Below are 23,333 nucleotides of genomic sequence, written 5' to 3'. Positions count from 1 at the left end.
AGCTTGCCTTAGACATTCACAGCAATCTTAAATTCAGCCCCGATGCCGTCTTCGCTTGTGTGGGTCAGTTGTCCGCCAAGTTGGCTGGCGTATAGCCGCACAATCTTCATGCCCAAACCTGTCTCTTTTTCCAGCGTGAAGTCAGCTGGCAAACCTTTGCCGTTATCGGCAACGGAGAAAACGAATGCGTCGCGGTTGCCTTTGCAGGAAATGTCGATCCGGCCCGTTTCGTTGTCTTCAAAACCGTGACGCAATGCGTTGGACAACAGTTCCGAGACCATCAGACCCAAAGCCACCGCCATGTCTGCGGAGATAAATTCATCGGGCAAATCGAAATTGATTTCGATCGCATCGGACGACACTGCATCGCGGATTTCGGTGCAAAGCGGCTCGATATAATCACGCATGTTCACTGAAGACACGTCACGGCCTTGATACAGCTTCTCGTGCACACGGCTGACGGTCAGGACACGGTTTGCCGCATCGTGTAGCTCGTCTTCTACCGCTTCGCTTCGCGAGGCCGAGGCCTGCATGCGCAACAGACTAGAGATCATCGCCAGAGAATTCTTCACCCGATGGTCGATTTCCCGCAGCAGTGTGTCCTGCACCTTCAACAATTCTTCTTTTGCGGCTAACGCGTCGCTTTGCGCTTCGGCGTAGTCCATCAACTGCGTGTCGTGTTCGCGCAATCTACGTTCTCGCTCGACAATTTCTGTGATGTCACGCGACGTGGCCAACAATCGTTTAACCCGACCTTGTTCATCGGTGATTGGCGACACTGAAACGTCCCACCATTTGCGCTTGCCCTTTGCGGTTGGGCACAAAGCTTCGAAGCGATTGATCTCGCCCTGCATGGCTTTTGCGATCGCCTGCTGCACCAACATCTGCGCGTGTTCCGGCCACAGACTGACCCACTGACGACCACGTATCGCGTTAAAATCATCTATATCCATGGCGCATTGGCCATTGAAATTCATGTAGGCGACGGATCCATCAATCTCGACGACTTTGATGCAATCGGGACTGGCGTCGAGAAGCGCGTGGATATCGCCGTTTGATAGCTCACGCATGCCGCGTGTTTCGTCAGGCTTCGTCAAAGAAATGCCTGCAGAATTTTTGTTGATTGGATCGTTTAGCAAAATAGCGGCCCTTGATCCCTGGCTTGCGAGTCTGTAACTGCGGTTTTTCACGCTATGTCAGACTAAAAAGCGGTGTTCAGGCCCCCTCAGGCGTGGATCATTAGGGTCATGTTTAGGTGCCCGTGTCAAAGAATGCTGATATAATTCCTACACGCCTAACTGTCGCAGTTAAGGCGGATCACTGCGCTTTAATTATCAGCGTATTCTCGCAAATTGATCGCAGGAACGTGCAGCTTATATGTCAGTTTGCCGTCGATGTGATCGATCTGTGAGCTTCCACCAATTGCGGCCGGAACGATTTTTTTCAGAGTTAGCGCATCCAAGCCGTCCCCTTTTGCGTCGTAGTCGGTCTTCTCGTGCCACCGAGCGAGAATCCCATCGCCAGTTTCATTTATCGCGATGCCAACTTCGCTGGCGATAATCGGCGCTTGCCTATGTAGGGCGCTGTTGGCGGCCAACTCTTCGAAAGCCAGTCCGATGTGAATGGCAGCGTTGGGCGTAATATCGATATCTGGTCCGGTAATATCAATTACGCTATCGCGTTCCACGAATGGTAAAACCTGTGCTCGAATGAGTTTGTGAAGAGAAGCCCCATCCCAATCGGCCGCTGTAACGACGGTAAGTGTAGACGCGAGGGACTGCAGGCGGTCGTTGAAGCGTTCAAGCAAGTGATCGTTGTCGCCGGACTTCAACGAATGATTGGCCAGACTTTGGACCATAGACAGCATGTTGCGTGACCGGTGCGATACCTCCATCAAAAGCTCGCGCATATTGTGCTCGCGTCGCTTTTTCTCTGTGATATCGACCGCAAAGCATAGTAGTCCTGCCAGCTGTCCATCTGTTCCGTGTTCGCATTCCAAATAAAGGTCGAACCAGCTTACGACGCCGTCTTTTGAAGCCTCGACTTCAATTTTCTGGTTCTTACCCGACGCCAGAACGTCTTGCTTGGTCCCGACCAGATGGTCGGCGACTTTCGGCTCAAATATTTGCCGGTCGGAAAAACCGATCAGGTCAGCCTCGCTCCAACCTGCAAGAGGGTTCTCAATCCATTGGTAAACGAGATCGCAGTCTTGGAAAAAGACGCAGATATCTGTCCCTTGCAGTGCGCGCATGAGTTGCGATGCGGAGATTTTTGGTTCTGCTGAATTCATTGCAGTTCCCTCTGTCGCCCAGTCTGACACGATGCGAAAAAGTTTTTGTGCGGAAAGCTTCTTCGGTGAGGTAAAACGAGCTGCAGCCGGTTTGGTTCACATTAGATGTCAGCCGACTGCAGCTTTTTTTCTAACTTCCTGCACGTTGGTCGAAGAAAAGGGCTTGGGAAATCACCGCTTTCACCGTTTCCGGTCGGAACGGCTTGGTGATCAGAAACGCGGGTTCAGGGCGCTCACCGGTGAGCAATCGCTCCGGGTAGGCCGTTATGAATATGACCGGCACATTAATGCGGTCCAAAATCTCATTCACGGCATCAATGCCCGATGATCCGTCGGCAAGTTGAATATCGGCCAGGATCATACCCGGTTTGCGTTTTGCAATCTCCGCGACAGCTTCAGTATGAGTGCGGGCAATCCCGGTGACCTCGTGGCCAATATCTGTGACCAGCTGCTCTATATCCATCGCAATCAATGGTTCGTCTTCAATGATCAGAATTGATGTCGCGACCTGGCTGGCGATCTCTTCACCCGCTTGTTGGATCAAGGTTGCGATCTCGTCCTTGCTGCATTCCAGAATTTCAGCAGCTTCTGCGGTGTCGAAACCTTCCAGGGAGGTTAGCAAGAAGGCCTGGCGTGGTAATGCAGACAAACCGGTTACGTTTCGTTCAGCCGGTGTCGGTGCACGGTCGTGTTCCAAATTCACATCAAGCGAAGCCCAAATGCGCGAGAAGATATGGAACAGAGCGAGCTTCGCATTGCGCTTTTCGTCAATCTGCGAGGGATCGGTAATTATCGCCTCCAGCACGTTGGCCACGTATGTGTCGCCGCTTTCCTGAGTGCCGGTGAGTGCGCGGGCGTAACGGCGTAGATAGGGGAGGTTTGGTTTGATATTTTCAACGATCGACAAAACTGGCACCTGTCATAATGGGTGTGAATTCTATATTTTCGTGAACCTGAGCGGTTCGCTGGCGTAGCATTTCCCTGGCAGATGCTGCCGTGTCAATTGACCAAAAAATATGTTTTGGAACCATATCTGCAGCCGCCCGTTGAAAGCTTACCGGCCTTGTAGCCGGCGCAATGGTAATTGGATGGGCCGGGAATTTTTTTGATGAATAGTAATGATGACGCAAATGAACCTAAGCCCGTTTTAGAGGCAAAAGTGCAGGCGGAACTGGGTAAGAAATTGCAGCAGGTTTATTCCGATGTGATTTCTGAACCGGTTCCTGACCGTTTTCTCGACCTGCTTCAAGAGTTGGAAAATTCCAGCTCAACCAAACGCTGATTTGAGCTTCAATGAGTGTTCCCGACACATTTAAAACTGAACTTTTGAGCGTCATTCCCAACTTGCGGGCTTTTGCGCTATCGCTGACCAAGACTGCCGATAAGGCTGATGATTTGGTGCAAGAAACGCTGATGAAGGCGTGGAACAAGCACCACCTGTTTCAGGCAGGCACTAATCTGAAGGCTTGGACGTTTACAATTATGCGCAACGAGTTTTACTCGCAAATGCGTAAGCGTGGGCGAGAGGTGCAGGATAGCGAGGGTGTGCTGGCGTCTCAATTGGCAAGCCATCCCGAGCAGCAGGGCCACATGGATATGCAGGACTTCAAGGCAGCTCTAGAGGATTTGCCGGAAGACCAGCGCGAAGCATTGGTTCTTATCGGGGCCAACGGATTTTCCTATGAAGAAGCGGCTGAAATTGTTGGCGTGGCCGTTGGGACCATTAAGAGTCGCGTTTCGCGCGCCAGAAGTCGTCTGGTTGAAGATCTCGGTCTTGATGAGGAAGGCGAGTTCGGGCCGGATGCCATTTCAAGCCATATCGTTGGTTCAGTGGCCTTGGACTCCCGCCGTTAGGCGCGGATAGCGGCATTCTACCTCGAAATTTGAGTTCTTAAATGCAAAAGACCCGCATGGCGCTACGCCATGCGGGTCTTTTTCATTTACAGTACTGTTGTTTTGCTGCGCTAGCTCCAGACATATTCCAGCACAACCCACGCTACGGCTGTCAGAGCAAGTGCTGCTACTAGTACTTTGACGACCCGACGGCTTTTGCGGCCCTGACGAGCGTCTTGCGGTGCGATATTCTGGGTCATTCACGTCTCCATTTTTACGGTCGCCGTACGACCACTATAACTAAAACGCAGCAGCCGTTGATCTGTTCCCTAATCTCGTTGTCGAGATTTCAGGAATCATATCTGAGCGGAGCGCAACATTGTGACGGTCTACGCGTTATCGTTGGGAACGACAAACGGAGCTGCAAACATGAACCTTTTGCGCATAATCTTTTCGATCCTACTGCCACCACTGGGTGTCTTTTTGACCGTGGGAATTGGTGGTCAATTCTGGATCAATATCATTCTCACCATTCTGGGCTACATTCCCGGCGTTGTGCATGCTGTCTGGATCATTGCCCGCGACGGTAAGCTGTGAGCAGAGAAATCTCTCCTGACTTGGCCGTCCGAGACCTTACCGCTGATGAGATCGAGCAACTGACATTGGCGGACGGGCCCAATGGCGTGCTGCAAGACCACCATTTGGAAATGCTGGAGCGCTGGCTTGACAGCAGCTTCCGGTTCCCTGGCACGCAGATGCGCTTTGGGCTGGACGGTGTCGTTGGGCTGGTGCCAGTCGTGGGCGATATTGCGACAACGGGCATGTCTGCGATCTTTGTTGCTGACGCCTATAAGATTGGCGCGCGCAAACACATCATTGCGAAGATGATCGCCAATGTCGGTGTGGATTTTGCCGTTGGCCTCATTCCTGTCGTCGGAGACCTTTTCGACTTCGCGTTCAAATCCAACACCAAAAATTTGCTGCTGCTGAAAGAGGAGCGTCGGCTGCTGGCTGAAGCCTTGCGCGAAAATATCGAAACGGCGGGTTAGCCGCAGCAAGACGATGTAGTGGTCCGACCAGCGGTTTCCTTCGGCGACATAGCCCTTCATAGTGTGCGGTAAGACTGTTTTGCCTGCGGATCTGAAAGAGTGCTGATGTTCAAACTAACTTTGACCTTGGAAATGGTCTTGCGCTCGTGCTGATCGGTTGTATTGGCGACGATTTTACCGGCTCCAGCGATCTCGCCAATACGCTGTCGAAGGCTGGAATGCGCACCGTGCAGTACACAGGCGTGCCAGATGGCCCGGCTGATGTCGAAGCTGCCGCTGGTGTTGTGGCTCTTAAGACGCGATCCATTGCTCCTGCCGATGCCGTGGAGCAGTCGCTTGCAGCACTAAGGTGGTTGCTCGATCAAGGCTGTCAGCAGATCGTCTTCAAATATTGCTCCACATTCGACTCCACAGCCGAAGGGAATATTGGGCCGGTCGCAGACGCGCTGGCTGAAGCGTTGGAGGCAGCCCGCGTGATCGTCTGCCCCGCTTTTCCCGGGACGGGTCGTTCGATTTATCAGGGGCATCTGTTCGTTGGCGACAAGTTGCTTTCAGAAAGTGGGATGGAGAACCACCCGCTGACGCCCATGACCGATAGTGACCTGCGGCGTTGGATGGCGCTGCAATCGAAACATTCGGTGGGTCATGTCTCGGCTGCTGATGTTTGGGCGGGCAGCGAAGCGGTTAAGGCCGCGCTCGACCGCGAGCACGACGCTGGACATCGCCACATTGTGGTGGATGCCGTGCGCGATGAAGATCTTTTAGAGATTGGGCGCGCTGCGAAAGGCCTGCCGCTGGTCACCGGCGGCTCTGGTGTCGCAATGGGCTTGCCTGCGAATTTCGATGAGTTTGAAGCTGTTGATGTTCGGTCGGCATGGACGAGGCAGGCGGGCCGTGCACTTGCGGTTTCCGGTTCTTGTTCCAACGCCACGCGGGCACAAGTTGCGCTCCATGCCGAGGCTGCGCCTGCCATGATGGTGGATGCTGCCGATGTGATCGAAGGTAAGGTGTCTGCCCAAAGTGCGCTGGATTGGGCGCTTGCTGCTGATGGCTTGCCGCTGGTGTATTCCTCTGCCGACCCTGCTGTCGTTCGCGATATTCAGGAGCGCTATGGCCGCGAACGGGCTGCCGGTGCGGTGGAAGAGTTTTTCGCCGAATTGGTCCGTCTTGCGGTGGCGGCTGGTTTCACGCGCATCATCACGGCGGGCGGTGAAACGTCCGGTGCAGTGGTTGAGGGGCTGGCATTGAACACTTTGGAAATTGGACCGGAAATCGATCCCGGTGTGCCTGCTCTTCGCGCTGGACCGGGCTTGGTGGTTGCTTTGAAATCGGGGAATTTCGGTGCGCCCGATTTCTTCGCAAAAGCCGATGCGTTGCTGTCTGGAACGCCACGATGAGCGCGGAAGCTGATCTTCGCGAATTGATTTGCCGCTTGGCTGCTTCAATGTTTGAGCGTGGTCTGACCGGCGGAAGCACGGGAAATATATCTGCGCGGACTGAAGATGGCGGCCTGCTGGTCTCGCCCACCGGCACGAGCTTCGGTAGGCTTGATCCGGGTCGGCTGTCGCGGTTTGACGCTTCTGGTCAACTGATCGACGGCGATGCGCCGACGAAGGAAATGCCGCTTCACAGCGCTTTTTACGACACGCGATCAACAGCGGGTGCGGTGGTGCATTTGCACTCCTGCCACAGCGTTGCGCTATCGATGATGACTGATGCTGATGAAGATAATTTCCTGCCGCCACTCACGCCCTACGGCATTATGAAATTGGGCCGCGTGAAGTTGCTGCCGTTCTTTCTGCCTGGTGATCCTGCCATGGGAGATGCGGTGCGTGGGTTGGCGGGAAAACGCAGTGCGGTGATGCTCGCCAACCACGGGCCGGTGGTTGCTGGTCGTGATATAGAAGCGGCCTGTAATGCTGTCGAAGAATTAGAGGATACCGCGCGTCTTGCGATGATGACACGAGGCATGAACCCGCGCGGACTGACGCCTGACCAAGTGCAGGCCGTTGTCACCAAGTTCGATGTGGAGTGGGACGCATGACGAAATTTTCAGCCAACCTCGGTTTTCTCTTCACCGAGCACAGTCTGCCAGATGCCATCCGCGAAGCTGCAAAAGCCGGTTTCGATGCGGTTGAATTGCATTGGCCATACGCGACACCGGCTGATGAGGTGAAGGCTGCACTTGTTGAAACAGGCCTGCCGGTGCTGGGCCTCAACACGGATCGTGGTGATGTTGTCGGTGGCGAAAACGGCCTTTCCGCTTTGCCCGGTCGTGAGGCGGATGCGCGTGCTGCTGTCGATCAGGCGGTGGATTACGCAGCTGAAATCGAAGCGACGAATGTTCACGTCATGGCGGGTTTCGCGTCAGGGCAGGAAGCTCATGCTACATTTGTTCAAAACCTGCGCTATGCCTGCGAACGGGCCGCGCCCCACGACATTGGCATTCTGATCGAGCCGCTCAACCGCTATGATGCGCCGGATTATTTTCTGTCCACCGTTGAACAAGGACAAGAAGTTCTGGCCGATGTTGGCGACGAGCGGGCGAAGCTAATGTTCGATTGCTACCACATGCAATTGATGGGCGGCGACCTGACCAACAGGTTGCGGAAACTCCTGCCGGTAATTGGTCACATCCAGTTCGCTTCCGTGCCCGACCGTGGAACGCCCGATCATGGCGAAGTGAACTACGAGCACATTTTCGCTCTGCTCAGCGATATGGGATGGGAGGTTCCGCTTGGGGCTGAATACAAGCCCACGCAACCGACTGCTGGAACGCTGCACTGGATGTCCGCGCTGCGAGACTAGTCTTCGAAATCCAGCGAGTAACCTGCCGACCGGATGGTTCTGATCGGGTCTGCCAATCCGTTGACCTTTAGCGCGCGGCGCAGGCGACCGACATGGACGTCCACCGTGCGCTGGTCGATATCGAGATCGTGTTCCCACACTCTTTCAAGCAAGCTTTCGCGCGTCCACACGCGACCGGGGCGTGACAGGAAAACGGTGAGCAGGCGGAACTCGGTCGGGCCGAGTTTGATACCCGTTCCGGAACGCTCTACCTTCATGCGAGATGGGTCCAGTTTTATGTCTCCGTGCTCCAGCATCTCGCCGACTTCTGCGGGATTTGCCCGACGGATATGGGCGCGCACGCGGGCCAGCAGTTCGGCTACTGAATATGGTTTGACGATGTAGTCGTCTGCCCCGGTGTCCAGCGCGCGTACCTTGTCGCCCTCTTCGCCGCGAGCGGTGAGCATGATTATGGGAATTTGGCGGGTGTCCGCATCGCGGCGCAACTGGCGGCAGACTTCGATGCCGGACAGGCCGGGTAGCATCCAATCCAACACGATGAGCGCGGGATTCTCGTCCTGAGCTGCCGCAACACCGTCCTCGCCATCTCCGGTGGCGACAACGCGGAAGCCCGCTTTTTCCAGATTGTAGACCAGCAATTCCTGCTGGGAGGGTTCGTCTTCTACGACAAGAATTTTGGGGTCTGACATGTTGTTCATCCCATATCCCGTGATTGCTTAGAGCGGCATAACGCTGGTCTGGTCAGCCTTGGGGCGGTCGTCCGTCGGCATGGCGCCAGTGACGACGTAGTGAATTTGCTCGGCAATCGCTGTGACGTGGTCGCCCATCCGCTCCAGATTTTTGGCGATGAACAACAGGTGCATGCAGGGTGTGATGTTGCGCGGTTCTTCCAGCATATAGGTGAGCAATTCGCGGAACAGGGTGTTGTGGATCTGGTCCACTTCCTCATCGCGCAGGATAAGCTCGTCAGCCATGGCGAGGTCTTTTGCAACGTATGCATTCAGCACGTCAGCAACCATTTGTTGCACCAACGCGCCCATGCGCTTCAGCGTTTTTGGTGCGCTGCCGGGTAATTTTACATCCGCCAGAACGACGGTTCGTTTGGCGATGTTCTTGGCATAATCGCCGGTGCGTTCAAGGTTGCCCGCGACCTTCAACGCGCAAACAACGGAGCGCAGATCGGTGGCCATAGGCTGACGCAGGGCAAGCACGCTGAGCGCTTGTTCATCGACCTTGCTTTCAAGCGCGTCGATGGCCTTATCCGCCGCACGGATTTCCAATGCACGCTCTTCGTCACCCGCCAGCAACGCTTCCAGCGCACCTGTGATTTGGCTTTCGACAAGCCCGCCCATTTCGAGGATCAGGTTCTCGATGCGTGTCAGATCTGCATCGAAGCTTTTGACTATGTGTGCGTTTTCCATGGCATTGTTCTCCCTCAGCCGATGCGGATTTTTCTTCTAGCCTATCCGGCCGGTGATATAGTTTTGCGTCCGCTCTTCGCGCGGTGCGTTGAAAATCGATTCCGTGTCACCGTATTCTACGAGTTCTCCCAGATGGAAGAACGCGGTTCTTTGCGACACGCGCGCGGCCTGCTGCATTGAGTGGGTGACGATGATGATCGTGTATTTTTCGCGCAATTCGTCGATCAGCGTTTCTACCGTGGCGGTGGCGATGGGGTCGAGCGCAGAACATGGCTCATCCATCAAAATAACGTTGGGCTGCACGGCTATGGCACGAGCAATGCACAGGCGTTGCTGCTGGCCACCGGACAGGCCGGTGCCGGGTTCGGACAGACGATCCTTCACCTCATTCCACAGACCTGCCCGTTTTAGCGAGCTTTCAACAATTTCTTCCTGATCCGATTTCGACTTTACGAGGCCATGGATTTTCGGGCCGTAGGCGACATTATCGAAGATGGATTTGGGGAACGGGTTCGGTTTCTGAAACACCATGCCGACACGGCGGCGCAACGCCACAACATCGACTTCGGGTGCGTAGATGTCTTGTCCGGCCAAGCGAATATCGCCGGTTACCTTACAGATCGGGATCACGTCGTTCATGCGGTTCAGGCAGCGCAACAGCGTGGACTTGCCGCAACCTGACGGGCCGATGAAGGACGTTACGGTATTGGCTTCGATGGGAACGGAGACCGTATGAATGGCCTGCTTGTCACCGTAGAAGACGTCGACATCTTTGACATCAATGATGGTTTCAACCTGGTCTGCGACGGGGGCAGTTTCAGCGAGGGTCGCTTCTTGATTAAGGGTCACCAGCGGACCTCCAGTTTCTTGCGAAGCACGATCGCGATAATGTTCATGATGATAAGAAAACCCAGCAGCACCATTATGGCGGCGGAAGTTTTCTCGAGGAAGCCACGGTCCGGCGCGTCGGCCCAGAGGAAAATCTGAACGGGTAGGGCGGTTGCAGCATCCAGCACACCGGATGGGATATCGACGATAAAGGCGACCATACCGATCATCAACAGAGGTGCGGTTTCGCCCAACGCCTGAGCCATACCGATGATGGAGCCGGTGAGCATGCCGGGAATGGCCAGCGGCACCACGTGATGGAACGTGGTTTGCACTTTCGAAGCGCCAAGGCCGTAAGCAGCTTCGCGGATGGAGGGCGGTACTGCGCGCAGCGAGGCGCGGGACGCTATGATGATGGTTGGCAATGTCATCAACGCCAGCACCATGCCGCCGACGAGCGGAGTGGAACGCGGGAGGTCGAAAAAGTTGAGGAAGATCGCCAGTCCCAACAGACCGAACACGATGGAGGGCACGGCAGCGAGGTTGTTGATGTTCACTTCAATGATCTGGCTGATGCGTCCCTTGGGGGCGAATTCTTCCAGATAGACGGCGGCCAAGGTGCCTAGCGGGAAGGCGAGGGTGAAGCAGACCATCAGTGAAAGGAACGAGCCAACGACAGCGCCCCAGATGCCGGCCTGTTCCGGTTCGCGGCTATCGCCACCGGTGAAGAATTGTTTGTTGAACGATGTTTCCACCACTCCGGCCTGCTGAAGATCGGTCAGCCATGCGGCCTGTTGGTCGGTCACGCGGCGCTGGTTTTCCGGTAGCTCCAGATCGACATTACCCTTGATGAGCATGTCGATGTCGGACGATGCGCGAATAGCGATAGGGGCCGTTGTGCCAATGAGCGCCGGATTGGCGGCCACCGCATCGCGCACCGTGAACTCTGCGGTGGATGAAACGAGGCGGTAGAGGCTGCGCTTGTCGTTGCGGGATTTGGCGTCGGGGAAACGTTCGCGCAACGCCTTCTTCAACACGCCGCCCCAGTTGGGGGCGTTGATGTCGTTCACATCGACGTCTGCCGGAATGGCGACGTCGAGGGTGATGAAGCTTTGCTGAAACGCACCGGTGCCGCGCACAACGATGGACGTGACCATAAGCGCAAGGAAACCGAGCGAGAGGATGATGGCGGCGAGGCCATACATCTTGAAGCGGGTTTCCGCCTTGCTGCGCTTTGTGGGGCCGCTGCGGAGGATCGAGGAAGCTGGAGAGGGCATCAGTCGTACTGCTCCTTGTAATGGTCGACGATGCGGAGCGCGAGGACGTTCAGCGCCAGCGTGATGACGAAAAGCAGGAGGCCGAGTGCAAAGGCGGACAGCGTCTTGGCGCTGTCGAATTCCTGATCACCTGTCAGCAGCGTGACAATCTGCACGGTGACTGTGGTGACGGCCTCGAAGGGGTTGGCCGTAAGGTTTGCAGCAAGACCGGCTGCCATGACCACGATCATGGTTTCGCCAATCGCGCGGGATGCTGCCAGCAACATGGAGCCTGCGATGCCGGGAATTGCTGCGGGCAACACGACCTGACGAATGGTTTCTGACTGCGTTGCACCCAAACCGTATGAGGCTTCACGCAGCGCGCGGGGAACGGCGTTGATAACGTCATCTGAGAGCGATGAGACCAGCGGAATAATCATCACACCCATGGTGAGGCCAGCGGCTAGCGCTGATTCTGATGATATGTCGAAACCGACTTGGTCTCCTCCGCCGCGCAACATCGGGGCGACGATGAGGGCGGCGAAGAAGCCGTAAACAACTGTTGGAATACCGGCGAGCAATTCGATCAATGGCTTGATAATGCCGCGGGCGCGTTCCGATGCGTATTCGGCGAGATAGACAGCCGATAGAAGGCCCAACGGTGCCGCAACGATGAGCGCGATGGCCGAAATCAACAATGTGCCGGTGATGAGAGGAACAGCGCCAAATGCACCGGATGAGCCGACCTGATCGGCGCGAAGAGCCGTCTGCGGGCTCCATTGCAGGCCAAAGAGAAACTCTGTGATCGGGACGCGCTGGAAAAAGCGCAAGGATTCAAAAAGCAGCGAGGCTACGATGCCAATTGTCGTCAGCACGGCCACCAGCGAGCAGGCGATCAGAACGCCGCGCACCACACGGTCGACAAAGAGGTCGCGTGATGAGGTGCGCACAATCGAATGCACCGCGCCAGAACTGGACCGTGTGGCCGGGTCATCAATCGCCATGTTCATGGAAAGCCACCTCGTCGTGGAAAGTGTTGAACCCGGCGGCCTAAATCGACCGCCGGGTTCCTGTTCTGAAAGGGGGTCTAAACGGAAATTCCGCTTACATGGAGAGGGGATTCAAGTTCTTCACATCATCGCGAATTTTGGCCATCTCGTCTTCCGGCATCGGGATGAGGCCTTTATCGGCAAGATATCCGTCTTCACCCATAGCACCTTCCGAGGTGAACTCGGCCAGGAACTCTTCGATGCCGGGGATGACACCGACGTGAGCCTTCTTCACGTAGAAGAACAGCGAGCGCGACACGGGATAGGCACCGTCTGCGATGTTCTCGAACGTAGGTTCCTTGCCACCGATGGTGGCACCCTGCACTTTGTCGGCATTCTGATCGAGGAAGGAAAAGCCGAAGATGCCGTAGGCGTCTGCGTTGGCTTCCAACTTCTGGATGATGAGATTGTCGTTTTCACCGGCTTCGACGTAGCCACCATCTTCGCGCACCGACTTGCACACCGTGGAGTGGCGATCTTTGTCGCTGTCTTTCAGCGCGGCGATGGCCGGGAACATGTCGCAGCCTTCTTCCATCACGAGCTCAACGAAAGCGTCGCGCGTGCCGGAGGTTGGTGGCGGGCCAAGCACTTCGATCTTGGTGGCGGGCAGAGCGGGGTTCACCTCGTTCCACATCGTGTAGGGGTTGGCGACGATCTTGCCGTCAACTTCGACCTCTTTGGCGAGCGCGTTGTAGATGTCCTTGATGTCGACAGCCAGCGGCGCTGTTGCGCGGGAGTTGGCGAGCACGATGCCATCATAGCCGACTTTAACTTCAACGATTTCCTTCACGCCGTTGGACGCGCAAAGTTCAACTTCAGATGCCTTGATGCGGCGCGAGGCGTTGGTGATGTCCGGCGTGTTGGCACCTGTCCCTGAGCAGAACAGTTTCAAACCGCCACCGGAACCAGTTGATTCAACAACAGGCGTACCGAAGCTGGTGCCCTTACCGAAGCGTTCAGCGACTGCGGTTGCGAATGGGAACACAGTGGAGGAACCGACGACATTGATCTGGTCGCGTGCTGCGGCTGGTGTGGATACGATGGCTGCTGCTGCAACAAGCAGAGCGGCCTTGAGAGCTATTGTCTTTTTCATGATTGATCCTTTTAGAAAGGTCGGAAGAGAGTCTCATCAGGGGTGGCCAGACGTGGCCGTTTGCCCCTTGCAGGTGTTGCCTAGGAACGGTGGGTGACACTTGTGTGACAGTTTTCGTGACAGCCTGTGGGTGAAAGCGGTTTCGCAACACCGGTTGGCGGTAACGCTAGCCTTCTATCGGCAGGTGAACCTTGAAGATGCTGCCTTTACCCACTTCGGACTCGATATGCAGACGACCGCGATGGCGCTGAACAACGTGCTTCACGATGGCTAGGCCCAGGCCTGTGCCACCGCTTTTGCGCCCGCGATGATCGTCCACGCGATAGAATCGCTCGGTCAGGCGAGGCAGGTGTTCACGGGCGATTCCCTCACCGTGGTCACGAACGGCAACGGTGAGGGTTGGGCCACTGATGCCGGGGGTTCGCGTGTCCGGCGTGACGCTGACGTCGATCGCGGTTCCCGGCGCTGAATATTTCACGGCATTTTCCAGCAGATTCTGGACCAGTTGAACCAGCTCATCTTCATCGCCGCGGATCGACGGCAGCTCCGACGGGATATCGAAGCGAATGACCTTGTCCGCATCATCGGCGCGCTGCTGCACCAGAGTGCATGCGCGGGCCAAAATCCTCTGCAGTTCGATTTCGTCTGTGGGCCGCGCCGCTTGTCGCCCCTCCACCTTCGACAGGTTCAAAAGATCGGCGATCAGCCGCGTCATGCGGCCTGTTTCGGCCTGCATGAGGGTGAGAAAACGGTCGCTAGCATCCGCGTCGTCTTTGGCCGGTCCTTGCAGGGTTTCGATGAAACCGGACAATGCCGTGAGTGGTGAGCGCAATTCGTGGGAGACGTTCGCCACGAAGTCCGACCGCATTTGTTCGGCGGCGATTTGTTCGGAGATGTCCAACATCGCGACCACGATAAAAGGTGTTTCGCGCGTATCATTTCCGGCATCGCTGCGGCTGACACGAATGCGGAACGTGCCGGGGGTGGGCGTGCGAAGTGTGATCGTATCGGCAGCAGATGCTGCGCCGCGCTCCACCTGTTCCAACAGATCAAGGCATTGCGGATTGCGGATGACGTGAATGAAGGGCCGCCCCAGATGCATTGCGCCCAGTCGCACCGCCGCACCGCGATTGACGAAGACCACCGTGCGGTCTGGATCGAGCACCAGAACCAGATCATGAATCTCATCAAGCAGTGCAAAGCGCGGGTCTGACATTGGGTCCAGTCTGGTTTGCGGGGCATGGGGTTGAAGAGCGACATGTGTTTGCGCGATCAGTGGTTTCGGCAACCGCACGACCTGTCATCGCATTTGCGACAGTTTCGTGAAAGCCATTGTGGCACCCGTTAAATAAGCGCGCATTTTTCCTCGCTGCGGCCTTTGCGCGGCGGAAAAGCCACTCTAGGTTGTTTGCGATGACCGGCTCTTGAGGAACGGCAACAGATGATCTCGGGAGGATCTAGAATGAAGACGATTTCCAAACTGGCCGCTGGCGCAGCTGCACTGGCCCTAATGGCTGCAAGCACGCTTTCCGCGCAGGCCGAACCTGTCAAAGTCGGTATGATCACCACGCTGACCGGTGGTGGTGCGGGCCTTGGTGTCGATGTGCGGGACGGCTTCATGCTGGCCGCGAAACAGGCTGGCAATTCCGACCTCACCGTCGTGGTGGAAGATGATCAGCGCAAGCCGGACATCGCCGTGCAGCTTGCTGATAAAATGATCCAGTCGGAAAAGGTCGACATCCTCACAGGCATCATCTGGTCTAACCTCGCCATGGCTGTTGTTCCAGCTGCCACCGCGCAGGGCAAATTCTACCTGTCGCCTAACGCTGGCCCATCCGCACTGGCTGGTGCCGGTTGTCACCAGAACTACTTCAACGTCGCGTGGCAGAACGACAACCTGCACGAAGCTGCCGGTGCCTATTCCAACGATGCCGGTTTTAAAAAGACCTTCATCCTTGCGCCCAACTACCCCGCTGGCAAAGACGCGCTGACCGGTTTCAAACGGTTTTTCAAAGGTGAAGTGGCAAGCGAGATCTACACCAAGCTCGGCCAGACCGATTACGCCGCCGAGATCGCGCAGATCCGTGCATCGGGTGCCGATAGCGTGTTCTTCTTCCTGCCCGGCGGCATGGGTATCGCCTTCATGAAGCAGTATGCTGGTTCCGGCGTCGACAAACCGTTGGTTGGTCCTGCTTTCTCATTCGACCAAGGCATTTTGCAGGCCGTGGGTGAAGCGGCGCTGGGTGTGAAGAACACGTCGCAGTGGAACAAGGACATCGACAACGCTGCCAACAAAGCGTTCGTGGAAACGTTTCAGGCTGAATATGGTCGTCTGCCATCGCTCTACGCAAGCCAGGGTTTCGACACGGCAAACCTCATCCTGTCCGCCATGGCGGAAGCCGATGTGAAGGATGCAGACGCATTCCGCACCGCGCTGAAGGCTGCGAAATTCGATTCCGTTCGCGGCAAGTTCAGCTTCAACACCAACCAGCACCCCATTCAGGACATCTACGTCCGCGAAGTGGTGAAAGAAGGTGATGTGTTCACAAACAAGATCATCTCCACCGGCCTCATTGCCCGTGGCGATGCCTACGCCGAACAGTGCGCGCTTAAGTAGGCGACGCGCAGCTTCAACGGGCGGTGGGCCGATGATCGGTCTGCCGCCCGTTTTGTTTGAAGGCAGAACAATTACATGACATGGACCCTGATCGCGGAGCAGGCGCTGAACGGCTTGCAATTCGGTGTCATGCTGTTCCTCATGGCGGCGGGGCTGACGCTGATTTTCGGCGTCATGGGTCTTATCAATCTCGCCCACGGCTCGCTTTATATGGTCGGCGCATTTGCCTGTGCCGCTGTTGCTGCTGCGACCGGCTCGTGGTGGCTCGGCGTTGCGGCGAGCCTTGTGTTTGCCGCCGCTGCAGGTGCAGTGGTGGAACTGGCGGTGATCCGCCGTCTCTACAAACGTGACCATCTCGATCAGGTGCTGGCAACCTTCGCGCTGATACTCGTTTTTTCCGAAGGCACGCGGTGGCTGTTCGGCTCGTTCCCGCTCTACCTGTCCGTACCGCAAGGCCTGTCCGGCGCGGTGACGTTGCCCGGCGGCATTCAATATCCGCTGTTCCGCCTTTTCATCATCGGTGTCGGTCTTGCGCTGGCTGCTGGCTTGATGATCTTCATTGCGCGAACCCGTGTCGGTGCGCGTATCCGCGCCGGACAATCCGACCGCGAGATGATCTCTGCATTGGGCGTGAATATAGACCGTCTCTACACACTTGTGTTCGCGCTTGGCGCAGCGCTGGCAGGGCTGGCCGGGGCGTTGGTGGCATCGCTGCAATCGGTGCAAGTGGGCATGGGTGAACCGGTGCTTATTCTCGCCTTTGTCGTTATCATCATCGGCGGCCTTGGCTCGATCCCCGGCGCGTTCGTCGGTGCGTTGATCGTGGGCCTGTCCGACACATTGGGCCGTTCCATGCTGCCCGCGCTTTTTGCGCAATTCATGGAGCCGTCCAGCGCAACGGCGGTGGGATCGTCCTTGTCCTCCATGCTTATCTACATCGTCATGGCCTGCGTGCTTGTGGTGCGCCCGACAGGTTTATTCGGGGCGAAACACTGATGGGTTTCAAAATGTCCCGCGAACGGATCGTTGATCTGGCCGTCCTGCTCATGTTGCCCGCTGCGGTTCTGTGGGCATCGGCGACGGGCGAGACGTTCACCATCACACTGGCCACCCGCATCGCAATCCTTGCCATCGCCGCCACTGGCCTGAACCTTGCGCTCGGCAATGGCGGTTTGGTTTCTTTTGGCCATGCGGCGTTCTTTGGTGCGGGCGGTTACGTCTGCGGAATTCTCGCCAGTCACGCCTTCACATCCGAACCTTTGATGACGGTGCCGTTCCTCATCGAAGGCACGAAGAGCATGCCGGTCATCTGGCTGGTCGCAATAGTGGTGTCTGCCCTATTGGCCGCTCTTATCGGCCTTTTCGCGCTTCGCACTGCGGGTGTTTATTTCATCATGCTCACGCTCGCCTTCGCGCAGATGATTTATTATTTCGCCATCTCATTTCCCGGCTACGGCGGTGAGGACGGGTTGCCGACTTACGTTCGTAACGGTTTTCCGGGGCTGAACACGCTGGTGCCGTTGCCGTTCTTCATCGTCTGCTTTGTGGTTCTTGCGCTCGTCATCTGGCTGGTGGATCGTTTCACCCATTCCCGCTTCGGGCTGGCTTTGGCGGCAGCGCGACAGAACGGCGAACGGTTGGAGGCGGTGGGCATCGCACCCTTCCGCATCCGCTACGTTGCATTCATCTTGTCGGGTGCGATCACCGGTTTGGCAGGGGCGCTTTACACCGATCTCAACCGCTTCGTGTCGCCCTCCATGCTGTCGTGGCAGACGTCTGGCGAGTTGATCGTGTTCATCATTCTGGGCGGCACCGCGCGATTGTTCGGCCCGCTGCTCGGCGCTGCGTTGTTCGTTGTGCTGGAAAACACGTTGGGTGGCTGGACGGAACATTGGCAGTTCTTCGTCGGTCTCATTTTGCTTGGCGTCGTGTTGTTTGCACGTGGTGGTGCGATCGCTTTTCTGTCGGGAAAGGCGTCGCACCATGGTTGAACCTATCCTCTCCACGGCCGCGATCACCAAACGCTTCGGCGCGCTGACGGCTTGTGACGCTGTGGATTTCGATCTGCGCGCTGGTGAAATCCATGCGTTGATCGGCCCTAACGGCGCAGGCAAATCCACCTTCATTCGCCAGATCACCGGTGAGCAGGTGCCTGACGAAGGCGAGGTGAGTTTTGATGGCGCGAACATCAACGCGCTCGATGTTCCCCGCCGCAGCGCAGCAGGCCTCGCGCGCACGTTTCAGATTTCCTCGCTGATCGACGATTTTACAGCCCTGGAAAATGTGATGCTCGCTGTGCAGGGCCATAGCCGCCGCAGCTTCTCGTTCTTCCGTCGTGCGGCAAACGATAAGGCTTTGACCGAACCTGCGATGACGCATCTTACCGACGCTGGTCTCGGTTCCCGCGCCAACGAGAAGGCGGCGAGCCTTTCCCACGGCGAACGTCGCCAGTTGGAACTTGGCATGGCGTTGGCGTTGAAGCCGAAGGTGTTTTTGATGGACGAACCCATGGCCGGTATCGGGCCCGGCGGTTCGGTGGTACTGACATCCATTCTCGATGGTCTTCGCGCGCAGGCACCTATTTTGCTCGTCGAACACGACATGGATGCGGTATTCGCACTGGCTGATCGTGTTACCGTGTTGGTGGGCGGCAAGGTGATCGCCCACGGGTCCGTCGATGATATTCGCAGCGACCCGCAAGTGCGCGAAGCCTATTTGGGGGAGGGCGCGTGAGCCGGTTGTTGCAGCTCGAAGCGGTTGCCGCCCACTACGGCGCAACGCAGGCGCTGTTCGGTGTCGATCTCGATGTGTCGGAAGGCGAAGCCGTCGCGCTGATGGGGCGCAATGGCATGGGCAAAACCACGACCATTCGCACCATCTCGAACCTGTTGCCATTGTCCGGCGGGTCCATCGAATTTGCCGGCATGAAAACCGGTGGGATGGCTGCCCATCGTGTCGCAAAGCTTGGCATCGGTTTGGTGCCGGAAGGGCGGCGCTGTTTTGCCAACCTGTCGGTCGCTGAAAATCTGACCGTAGCTGCCCAACGCGGAACATGGTCGCTGGCGAAGGTTCACGACCTCTTCCCGCGGCTTGGGGAACGGGCAGGTCAGATGGCCGATACGCTTTCCGGCGGAGAACAACAGATGCTCGCCATTGGCCGCGCGTTGATGACGAACCCGCGTTTGTTGGTTTTGGACGAAGCAACAGAGGGGTTGGCCCCGGTTGTGCGTCGTGAAATCTGGGACGCTATCGCGGGTTTGAAACGCGAGGGACAGGCGATCCTGATCGTCGATAAAACGCTGGCTGAATTGTTACGCGTGGTGGACCGTTGCGTGCTGATCGAAAAGGGTGAGACGGTCTGGTCGGGAGTTTCGTCTGATCTGACAGATGATTTGGCCGACCGTTACCTCGGCGTGTAGGTTCGACCCATGAGCAACCCCGCCCAACCGCTTTCCGGCCTTCTCGTCGTCGCCATCGAACAGGCGGTGGCCGCGCCCATGTGTACGCAACGGCTGGCTGATGCCGGTGCGCGGGTGATTAAAATCGAGCGTGCCGGTGGCGAGACCGCCCGCCACTACGACCGAGCTGTCCACGGCACCAGCGCATATTTTGCTTGGCTGAACAGGGGCAAGGAAAGCGCAGTTCTCGATCTTAAGAACGCCGATGACCTCGCCATTGTGCGGCGTATGGCGGAGCAGGCCGACGTGCTTGTCAGCAATTTTGCGCGTGGCGCGGTGGACCGGCTGGGACTTGGTTTCGACGAATTGAAAGCTGCCAACCCAAAGCTGATCGCCGTGCAGATTGCTGGCTATGGCGGCGACACGCCCTACGCCAACGCCCGCGCGTATGACGCGCTGGTGCAGGCGGAAAGTGGTGTCTGTGCTGTCACAGGAACTGCGGACACACCGGTGAAAGTCGGCGTATCACTGGCGGACATCGCGTGTGGAATGAACGCCCACGCCGCCGTGCTGGAGGCGTTGATCGCGCGATCTATTTCCGGTCATGGACGCGCTATCGAGATGACTTTGTTCGACACCATGGCCGACTGGATGAATGTGCCGATGATGCATTACGAACATCTGGGCCGTGAGGTGCCGCGTTCCGGTTTGGCGCACGCTTCCATCTATCCCTACGGGCCGGTCGAGTGTTCCGACGGGCAAGTAATGGTGGTGGTGCAGAACCCTGCGGAGTGGACGCGTTTTTGCACGGTGGCTCTGCAGCGGCCAGACCTCGAGCACGACCCGCGCTTTCACGACAATCCCGCGCGTGATGCAAATCGTGCAGCGCTGGACGGTGAAATGGCGCCAGTCTTTGTAAAGCTCACATGCGAAGATGCGCTCGTTCGGCTTGAGGCCGGTAATCTGGCTGGGGCGCGGATCAATACGGTGTCAGGTGTTACAAACCACCCCGCGGTGAGAAGGTCCAAGGCAAGCGTATCAGGCGGCGATTTTACGTTGGCTGTCCCGCCGCTCCGACCAGAGATAGAGGCGCGTGCTGTGCCTGATATTGGTGAACACACGGAAGCTGTTCGGCAGGAATTTGGTGCTGGCCCTTAGGCCTCAATGCCCACGTTGAATTTTCGGAATTCCGAATTTCGTTCGAGCTTAGTCAGAACGCTATCAAGGCAAGCCTGCTCTTCTTCTGTGAAGTCGTGCACCAGATGGCGCTCGCGGGCATGAATGTAGGGGAGTGTGCGCTTGTAGATTGTCTCACCCGCAGCCGTCAGTGACAGCAGTGTTCTGCGTTGATCGTTTTCGTCTGCACGGCGTGTGATGATGCCCTGATCAATGAGACTCTTTAGCGAACGGCTGAACATGCCCTTGTCCATTTTGACGTCACGCAGGATGTCTGTAGATGCGACTTCCGGCCCGTACATTTTTACAAGAGCTGCGATACGCCATTGCGTCAGGCTTAGGCCCGCCTGCTCTTTTACCAGTTGAGCAGCCTGCGCATTCAGCTTCGGCTGGATGACCATGAAGCGGTAGGCCAGCATGGAGCGCAGGATTTCAGGGTCGAGGTGATCGTCGTTATATTTCAAGTGGTTTCCGTCGGCAATCTATTCACAGTGATCGGGCATGTCTAGATCAGATCAATGACAAGTCAACGATCTGGCAGTGAGAGTTTATGTCGCAGACCCAGAGTGAACCTGCGAAATCTCGTTTTTGTTTAAGCGGTTAGGCCTTGTGGTTCGGCTAAACCGTTGGCGCGGCAACAGGCGGTGAGCGTGTTAGCCAACAGGCAGGCGATGGTCATGGGGCCTACGCCACCGGGAACCGGCGTGATGGCCCCTGCGACTTCGCCAGCAGACGTGAAATCCACATCGCCCACAAGGCGCGTTTTGACACTTCCGTCTTCCTTTGTGCCTTTTTCAGGCGCGTCGATGCGGTTGATGCCTACGTCGATTACGGTGGCGCCTGGTTTCACCCAATCACCCGTCACCATTTCAGGGCGGCCGACCGCTGCCACCAGAATGTCGGCTGTTTTGCACAGCGCTTCGATGTCCTTGGTGCGGCTGTGAGCGATGGTGACGGTACAGCTGTCGCGCAGCAGGAGTTGCGCCATGGGTTTGCCGACAATGTTGGAACGACCGACGACAACTGCGTTCATGCCGGACAGCGAACCGTGCTTTTCCCGCAGCATCATCAGGCAGCCCAACGGTGTGCAGGGCACCATTGCTTTTTGGCCTGTGGCGAGCAGGCCGACATTGGAGATGTGAAAACCGTCCACGTCTTTTTCCGGCAGGATGGCGTTGAGCACCTCTTCTTCGTCGAGATGTTTTGGCAATGGAAGCTGGCACAGGATGCCGTGGACGGCAGGATCAGCGTTCAGCTTTTCGATGATCGCCATCAGCGTTGTCTGATCGGTGTCGACATCAAGCTTGTGCTCGAAGCTCGCCATGCCGCATTCCAGCGTCTGCTTACCCTTGTTGCGGACGTAGACTTGTGATGCGGGATCTTCGCCCACCAACACAACGGCGAGGCCGGGTGTGATGTTGTGGTCATTCTTTATAGCGGTCACATGTTCCGCCACCTGCGCACGAACTTTGGCTGCGAATTCCTTGCCGTCGATGATGTCAGCCATGGGTTAGTTCTTTCTGTTTTGCAGGTGCTTGTTTATTGCGTTCATCACAGACGTGAAGCCGTGCAGGTCAAAGCGAATGGTGCGGCGATCGTTTTCTGAAGGCGAATGGCGGACATAAAGTTGGTTGCCTGCCTTCATTTCGGCAACGAGCTTGTTCATCAGACCGTCTCCCCGCAGAGAAAATGTTTCCAGCACATTGGTGTATTCAGGTGCGCCGTCTGACCATTGATCATCTGTGAGGTTCGTTCTGGAGCCATCGATGTTCAGTGTGACGCTGCCGGATATCGGAGTTGTCATTCCACGCTGGAAAATCTCAACGGTGTAGCCTTGTGGTTCCTTGACGACGATGCTCATGCGGCGTGACCCGAAGAACGAGCCGCTGCCATCGTCTCCCGCCATTTGAACGGCACGACATTCACCGCGACCGCTGTCGCTGCAAACGGCGAGCCACGAGCCATGATAGGCCCGCAACTCTCCAAATGGGTGGGTGAACCACTCGCCAGCAGAAGCCGGGGTCGTCGTTAGAGCGACCGCGACAAGAGAAAATCTGGCAAGATATTTCAGCATTAGAACAGGCCTTCGATGAGCCCTTCATCATTGAGCATGATGGTTTCTGATGATGGGACACGTGGCAAGCCGGGCATGGTCATGATTTCTCCGCAGACGACGACGATGAAGCCTGCGCCTGCTGAGAGGCGAACTTCGCGCACCGGCACGGAATGGCCGGTGGGTGCGCCGCGCAGGTTGGGGTCGGTGGAGAAGCTGTATTGCGTCTTTGCCATGCAGACGGGCAGATGGCCAAAGCCATCATCTTCCCACTGTTTCAGCTGATCGCGGACCTTCTTGTCGGCCAACACTTCGTCGGCGCGGTAGATGCGCTTGGCAATGGTTTCGATCTTGCCCATGAGTGGCATGTCGTCCGGGTAGAGCGTCTGGAATTGCGCCATGTCGCTGTCGGCGATCTGGACGATACGCTCGGCGAGATCGGTGATACCTGCGGAACCATCA

General features: G+C 56.9%; 27 protein-coding genes and 1 pseudogene. 13 read left to right on the top strand and 15 right to left on the bottom strand.

Annotation, left to right across the window (positions count from 1 at the left end; all coding sequences use genetic code 11):
* Nucleotides 1-8 precede the first annotated feature (8 nt).
* The 3 genes from R2A130_RS15650 to R2A130_RS15640 all read right to left on the bottom strand — a co-directional run bounded on the left by R2A130_RS15650 (nucleotide 9) and on the right by R2A130_RS15640 (nucleotide 3,197).
* Nucleotides 9-1,070 carry a sensor histidine kinase gene (locus R2A130_RS15650; RefSeq protein WP_156798573.1) on the bottom strand — a complete coding sequence of 354 codons (1,062 nt, stop codon included), beginning with the start codon at nucleotides 1,068-1,070 and terminating at the stop codon, nucleotides 9-11.
* Between the two features lie 257 nt (nucleotides 1,071-1,327).
* On the bottom strand, nucleotides 1,328-2,290 hold the full coding sequence (locus R2A130_RS15645; protein ID WP_009465147.1) for an HWE histidine kinase domain-containing protein: 963 nt from the start codon (nucleotides 2,288-2,290) through the stop codon (nucleotides 1,328-1,330).
* 130 nt (nucleotides 2,291-2,420) lie between these two features.
* The gene (locus tag R2A130_RS15640; protein WP_009465146.1) at nucleotides 2,421-3,197 is read right to left on the bottom strand and encodes a response regulator; all 777 of its coding nucleotides are present in this window, start codon (nucleotides 3,195-3,197) and stop codon (nucleotides 2,421-2,423) included.
* A gap of 201 nt (nucleotides 3,198-3,398) precedes the next feature.
* Here R2A130_RS15640 and R2A130_RS15635 point away from each other — a divergent pair, with 201 nt between their 5' ends.
* Together R2A130_RS15635 and R2A130_RS15630 are read left to right on the top strand one after the other, a co-directional pair.
* Complete coding sequence (locus R2A130_RS15635) at nucleotides 3,399-3,572, top strand: NepR family anti-sigma factor (RefSeq protein ID WP_009465145.1); 174 nt, start codon at nucleotides 3,399-3,401, stop codon at nucleotides 3,570-3,572.
* 11 nt (nucleotides 3,573-3,583) lie between these two features.
* Nucleotides 3,584-4,144: a sigma-70 family RNA polymerase sigma factor gene (locus tag R2A130_RS15630; RefSeq protein WP_009465144.1), complete on the top strand. Its 561-nt coding sequence runs from the start codon at nucleotides 3,584-3,586 to the stop codon at nucleotides 4,142-4,144.
* 110 nt (nucleotides 4,145-4,254) lie between these two features.
* Here the strand turns inward: R2A130_RS15630 and R2A130_RS19025 are convergent, their stop codons facing one another.
* Nucleotides 4,255-4,383, bottom strand: a complete 129-nt coding sequence (locus tag R2A130_RS19025; protein WP_009465143.1) for a hypothetical protein — start codon at nucleotides 4,381-4,383, stop codon at nucleotides 4,255-4,257.
* 169 nt (nucleotides 4,384-4,552) lie between these two features.
* Between R2A130_RS19025 and R2A130_RS18235 the strand changes: the two genes are divergently transcribed.
* From R2A130_RS18235 to R2A130_RS15605, 5 genes are all read left to right on the top strand, one after another.
* Complete coding sequence (locus R2A130_RS18235; protein ID WP_009465142.1) at nucleotides 4,553-4,720, top strand: YqaE/Pmp3 family membrane protein; 168 nt, start codon at nucleotides 4,553-4,555, stop codon at nucleotides 4,718-4,720.
* Entirely contained in the window at nucleotides 4,717-5,172 is a 456-nt protein-coding gene (locus R2A130_RS15620; RefSeq protein WP_211098064.1) for a DUF4112 domain-containing protein, read from the top strand. The genes R2A130_RS18235 and R2A130_RS15620 overlap by 4 nt, the downstream gene beginning before the upstream one ends.
* 146 nt (nucleotides 5,173-5,318) lie before the next feature.
* Nucleotides 5,319-6,569: a 3-oxo-tetronate kinase gene (gene otnK, locus R2A130_RS15615; RefSeq protein WP_009465140.1), complete on the top strand. Its 1,251-nt coding sequence runs from the start codon at nucleotides 5,319-5,321 to the stop codon at nucleotides 6,567-6,569.
* A complete protein-coding gene (locus tag R2A130_RS15610; protein ID WP_009465139.1) occupies nucleotides 6,566-7,216 on the top strand; it encodes an aldolase in 651 nt (216 codons plus the stop codon). The genes otnK and R2A130_RS15610 overlap by 4 nt, the downstream gene beginning before the upstream one ends.
* Nucleotides 7,213-7,980, top strand: coding sequence for a hydroxypyruvate isomerase family protein (locus tag R2A130_RS15605; protein WP_009465138.1), 768 nt, complete (start codon nucleotides 7,213-7,215; stop codon nucleotides 7,978-7,980). Before R2A130_RS15610 ends, R2A130_RS15605 begins: the two co-directional genes overlap by 4 nt.
* Here the strand turns inward: R2A130_RS15605 and phoB are convergent.
* From phoB to R2A130_RS15570, 7 genes and pseudogenes are all read right to left on the bottom strand, one after another.
* The gene (phoB, locus tag R2A130_RS15600; RefSeq protein ID WP_009465137.1) at nucleotides 7,977-8,678 is read right to left on the bottom strand and encodes a phosphate regulon transcriptional regulator PhoB; all 702 of its coding nucleotides are present in this window, start codon (nucleotides 8,676-8,678) and stop codon (nucleotides 7,977-7,979) included. The two genes, R2A130_RS15605 and phoB, sit on opposite strands and share 4 nt — an antisense overlap.
* 18 nt (nucleotides 8,679-8,696) lie before the next feature.
* Nucleotides 8,697-9,401 carry a phosphate signaling complex protein PhoU gene (gene phoU, locus R2A130_RS15595; RefSeq protein ID WP_009465136.1) on the bottom strand — a complete coding sequence of 235 codons (705 nt, stop codon included), beginning with the start codon at nucleotides 9,399-9,401 and terminating at the stop codon, nucleotides 8,697-8,699.
* Nucleotides 9,402-9,437: 36 nt separating this feature from the next.
* A complete protein-coding gene (gene pstB / locus R2A130_RS15590) occupies nucleotides 9,438-10,250 on the bottom strand; it encodes a phosphate ABC transporter ATP-binding protein PstB (RefSeq protein WP_009465135.1) in 813 nt (270 codons plus the stop codon).
* On the bottom strand, nucleotides 10,247-11,506 hold the full coding sequence (pstA, locus tag R2A130_RS15585) for a phosphate ABC transporter permease PstA (protein WP_009465134.1): 1,260 nt from the start codon (nucleotides 11,504-11,506) through the stop codon (nucleotides 10,247-10,249). Before pstA ends, pstB begins: the two co-directional genes overlap by 4 nt.
* Nucleotides 11,506-12,408 (bottom strand): annotated as a pseudogene (gene pstC / locus R2A130_RS15580) (phosphate ABC transporter permease subunit PstC); the annotation flags it as partial. The pseudogene pstC and the gene pstA, both read right to left, overlap by 1 nt.
* 181 nt (nucleotides 12,409-12,589) lie before the next feature.
* A complete protein-coding gene (locus tag R2A130_RS15575; protein ID WP_009465132.1) occupies nucleotides 12,590-13,627 on the bottom strand; it encodes a substrate-binding domain-containing protein in 1,038 nt (345 codons plus the stop codon).
* Nucleotides 13,628-13,793: 166 nt separating this feature from the next.
* Complete coding sequence (locus tag R2A130_RS15570) at nucleotides 13,794-14,495, bottom strand: sensor histidine kinase (protein WP_371179400.1); 702 nt, start codon at nucleotides 14,493-14,495, stop codon at nucleotides 13,794-13,796.
* A 594-nt stretch (nucleotides 14,496-15,089) separates the two neighbouring features.
* On the opposite strand from R2A130_RS15570, the gene R2A130_RS15565 reads away from it, so the two are divergent.
* From R2A130_RS15565 to R2A130_RS15540, 6 genes are all read left to right on the top strand, one after another.
* Nucleotides 15,090-16,244 carry an ABC transporter substrate-binding protein gene (locus R2A130_RS15565; protein ID WP_009465130.1) on the top strand — a complete coding sequence of 385 codons (1,155 nt, stop codon included), beginning with the start codon at nucleotides 15,090-15,092 and terminating at the stop codon, nucleotides 16,242-16,244.
* A gap of 75 nt (nucleotides 16,245-16,319) precedes the next feature.
* Nucleotides 16,320-17,240, top strand: coding sequence for a branched-chain amino acid ABC transporter permease (locus R2A130_RS15560; RefSeq protein WP_009465129.1), 921 nt, complete (start codon nucleotides 16,320-16,322; stop codon nucleotides 17,238-17,240).
* Nucleotides 17,240-18,235, top strand: coding sequence for a branched-chain amino acid ABC transporter permease (locus R2A130_RS15555; protein ID WP_009465128.1), 996 nt, complete (start codon nucleotides 17,240-17,242; stop codon nucleotides 18,233-18,235). Before R2A130_RS15560 ends, R2A130_RS15555 begins: the two co-directional genes overlap by 1 nt.
* Nucleotides 18,228-18,977 carry an ABC transporter ATP-binding protein gene (locus R2A130_RS15550; protein ID WP_009465127.1) on the top strand — a complete coding sequence of 250 codons (750 nt, stop codon included), beginning with the start codon at nucleotides 18,228-18,230 and terminating at the stop codon, nucleotides 18,975-18,977. The genes R2A130_RS15555 and R2A130_RS15550 overlap by 8 nt, the downstream gene beginning before the upstream one ends.
* Entirely contained in the window at nucleotides 18,974-19,663 is a 690-nt protein-coding gene (locus R2A130_RS15545; protein ID WP_009465126.1) for an ABC transporter ATP-binding protein, read from the top strand. The genes R2A130_RS15550 and R2A130_RS15545 overlap by 4 nt, the downstream gene beginning before the upstream one ends.
* Nucleotides 19,664-19,672: 9 nt before the next feature.
* Nucleotides 19,673-20,800, top strand: coding sequence for a CaiB/BaiF CoA-transferase family protein (locus tag R2A130_RS15540; protein ID WP_009465125.1), 1,128 nt, complete (start codon nucleotides 19,673-19,675; stop codon nucleotides 20,798-20,800).
* On the opposite strand, the gene R2A130_RS15535 is transcribed toward R2A130_RS15540, so the two are convergent.
* From R2A130_RS15535 to R2A130_RS15520, 4 genes are all read right to left on the bottom strand, one after another.
* Nucleotides 20,797-21,282: a MarR family winged helix-turn-helix transcriptional regulator gene (locus tag R2A130_RS15535; protein ID WP_009465124.1), complete on the bottom strand. Its 486-nt coding sequence runs from the start codon at nucleotides 21,280-21,282 to the stop codon at nucleotides 20,797-20,799. The two genes, R2A130_RS15540 and R2A130_RS15535, sit on opposite strands and share 4 nt — an antisense overlap.
* 128 nt (nucleotides 21,283-21,410) lie before the next feature.
* Nucleotides 21,411-22,325: a bifunctional methylenetetrahydrofolate dehydrogenase/methenyltetrahydrofolate cyclohydrolase FolD gene (gene folD, locus R2A130_RS15530; RefSeq protein WP_009465123.1), complete on the bottom strand. Its 915-nt coding sequence runs from the start codon at nucleotides 22,323-22,325 to the stop codon at nucleotides 21,411-21,413.
* A 3-nt stretch (nucleotides 22,326-22,328) separates the two neighbouring features.
* Entirely contained in the window at nucleotides 22,329-22,892 is a 564-nt protein-coding gene (locus R2A130_RS15525) for an invasion associated locus B family protein (protein ID WP_009465122.1), read from the bottom strand.
* Nucleotides 22,892-23,333: formate--tetrahydrofolate ligase (locus tag R2A130_RS15520; RefSeq protein ID WP_009465121.1), on the bottom strand; the 442-nt coding region annotated here is incomplete at its 5' end. The genes R2A130_RS15525 and R2A130_RS15520, both read right to left, overlap by 1 nt.

The organism is Ahrensia sp. R2A130 (genome assembly GCF_000179775.1).
Taxonomy (GTDB): Bacteria; Pseudomonadota; Alphaproteobacteria; order Rhizobiales; family Rhizobiaceae; genus Pseudahrensia.
Note: the sequence above shows the minus strand (reverse complement) of the source record. Positions and strands in the feature narration are given on the sequence as shown.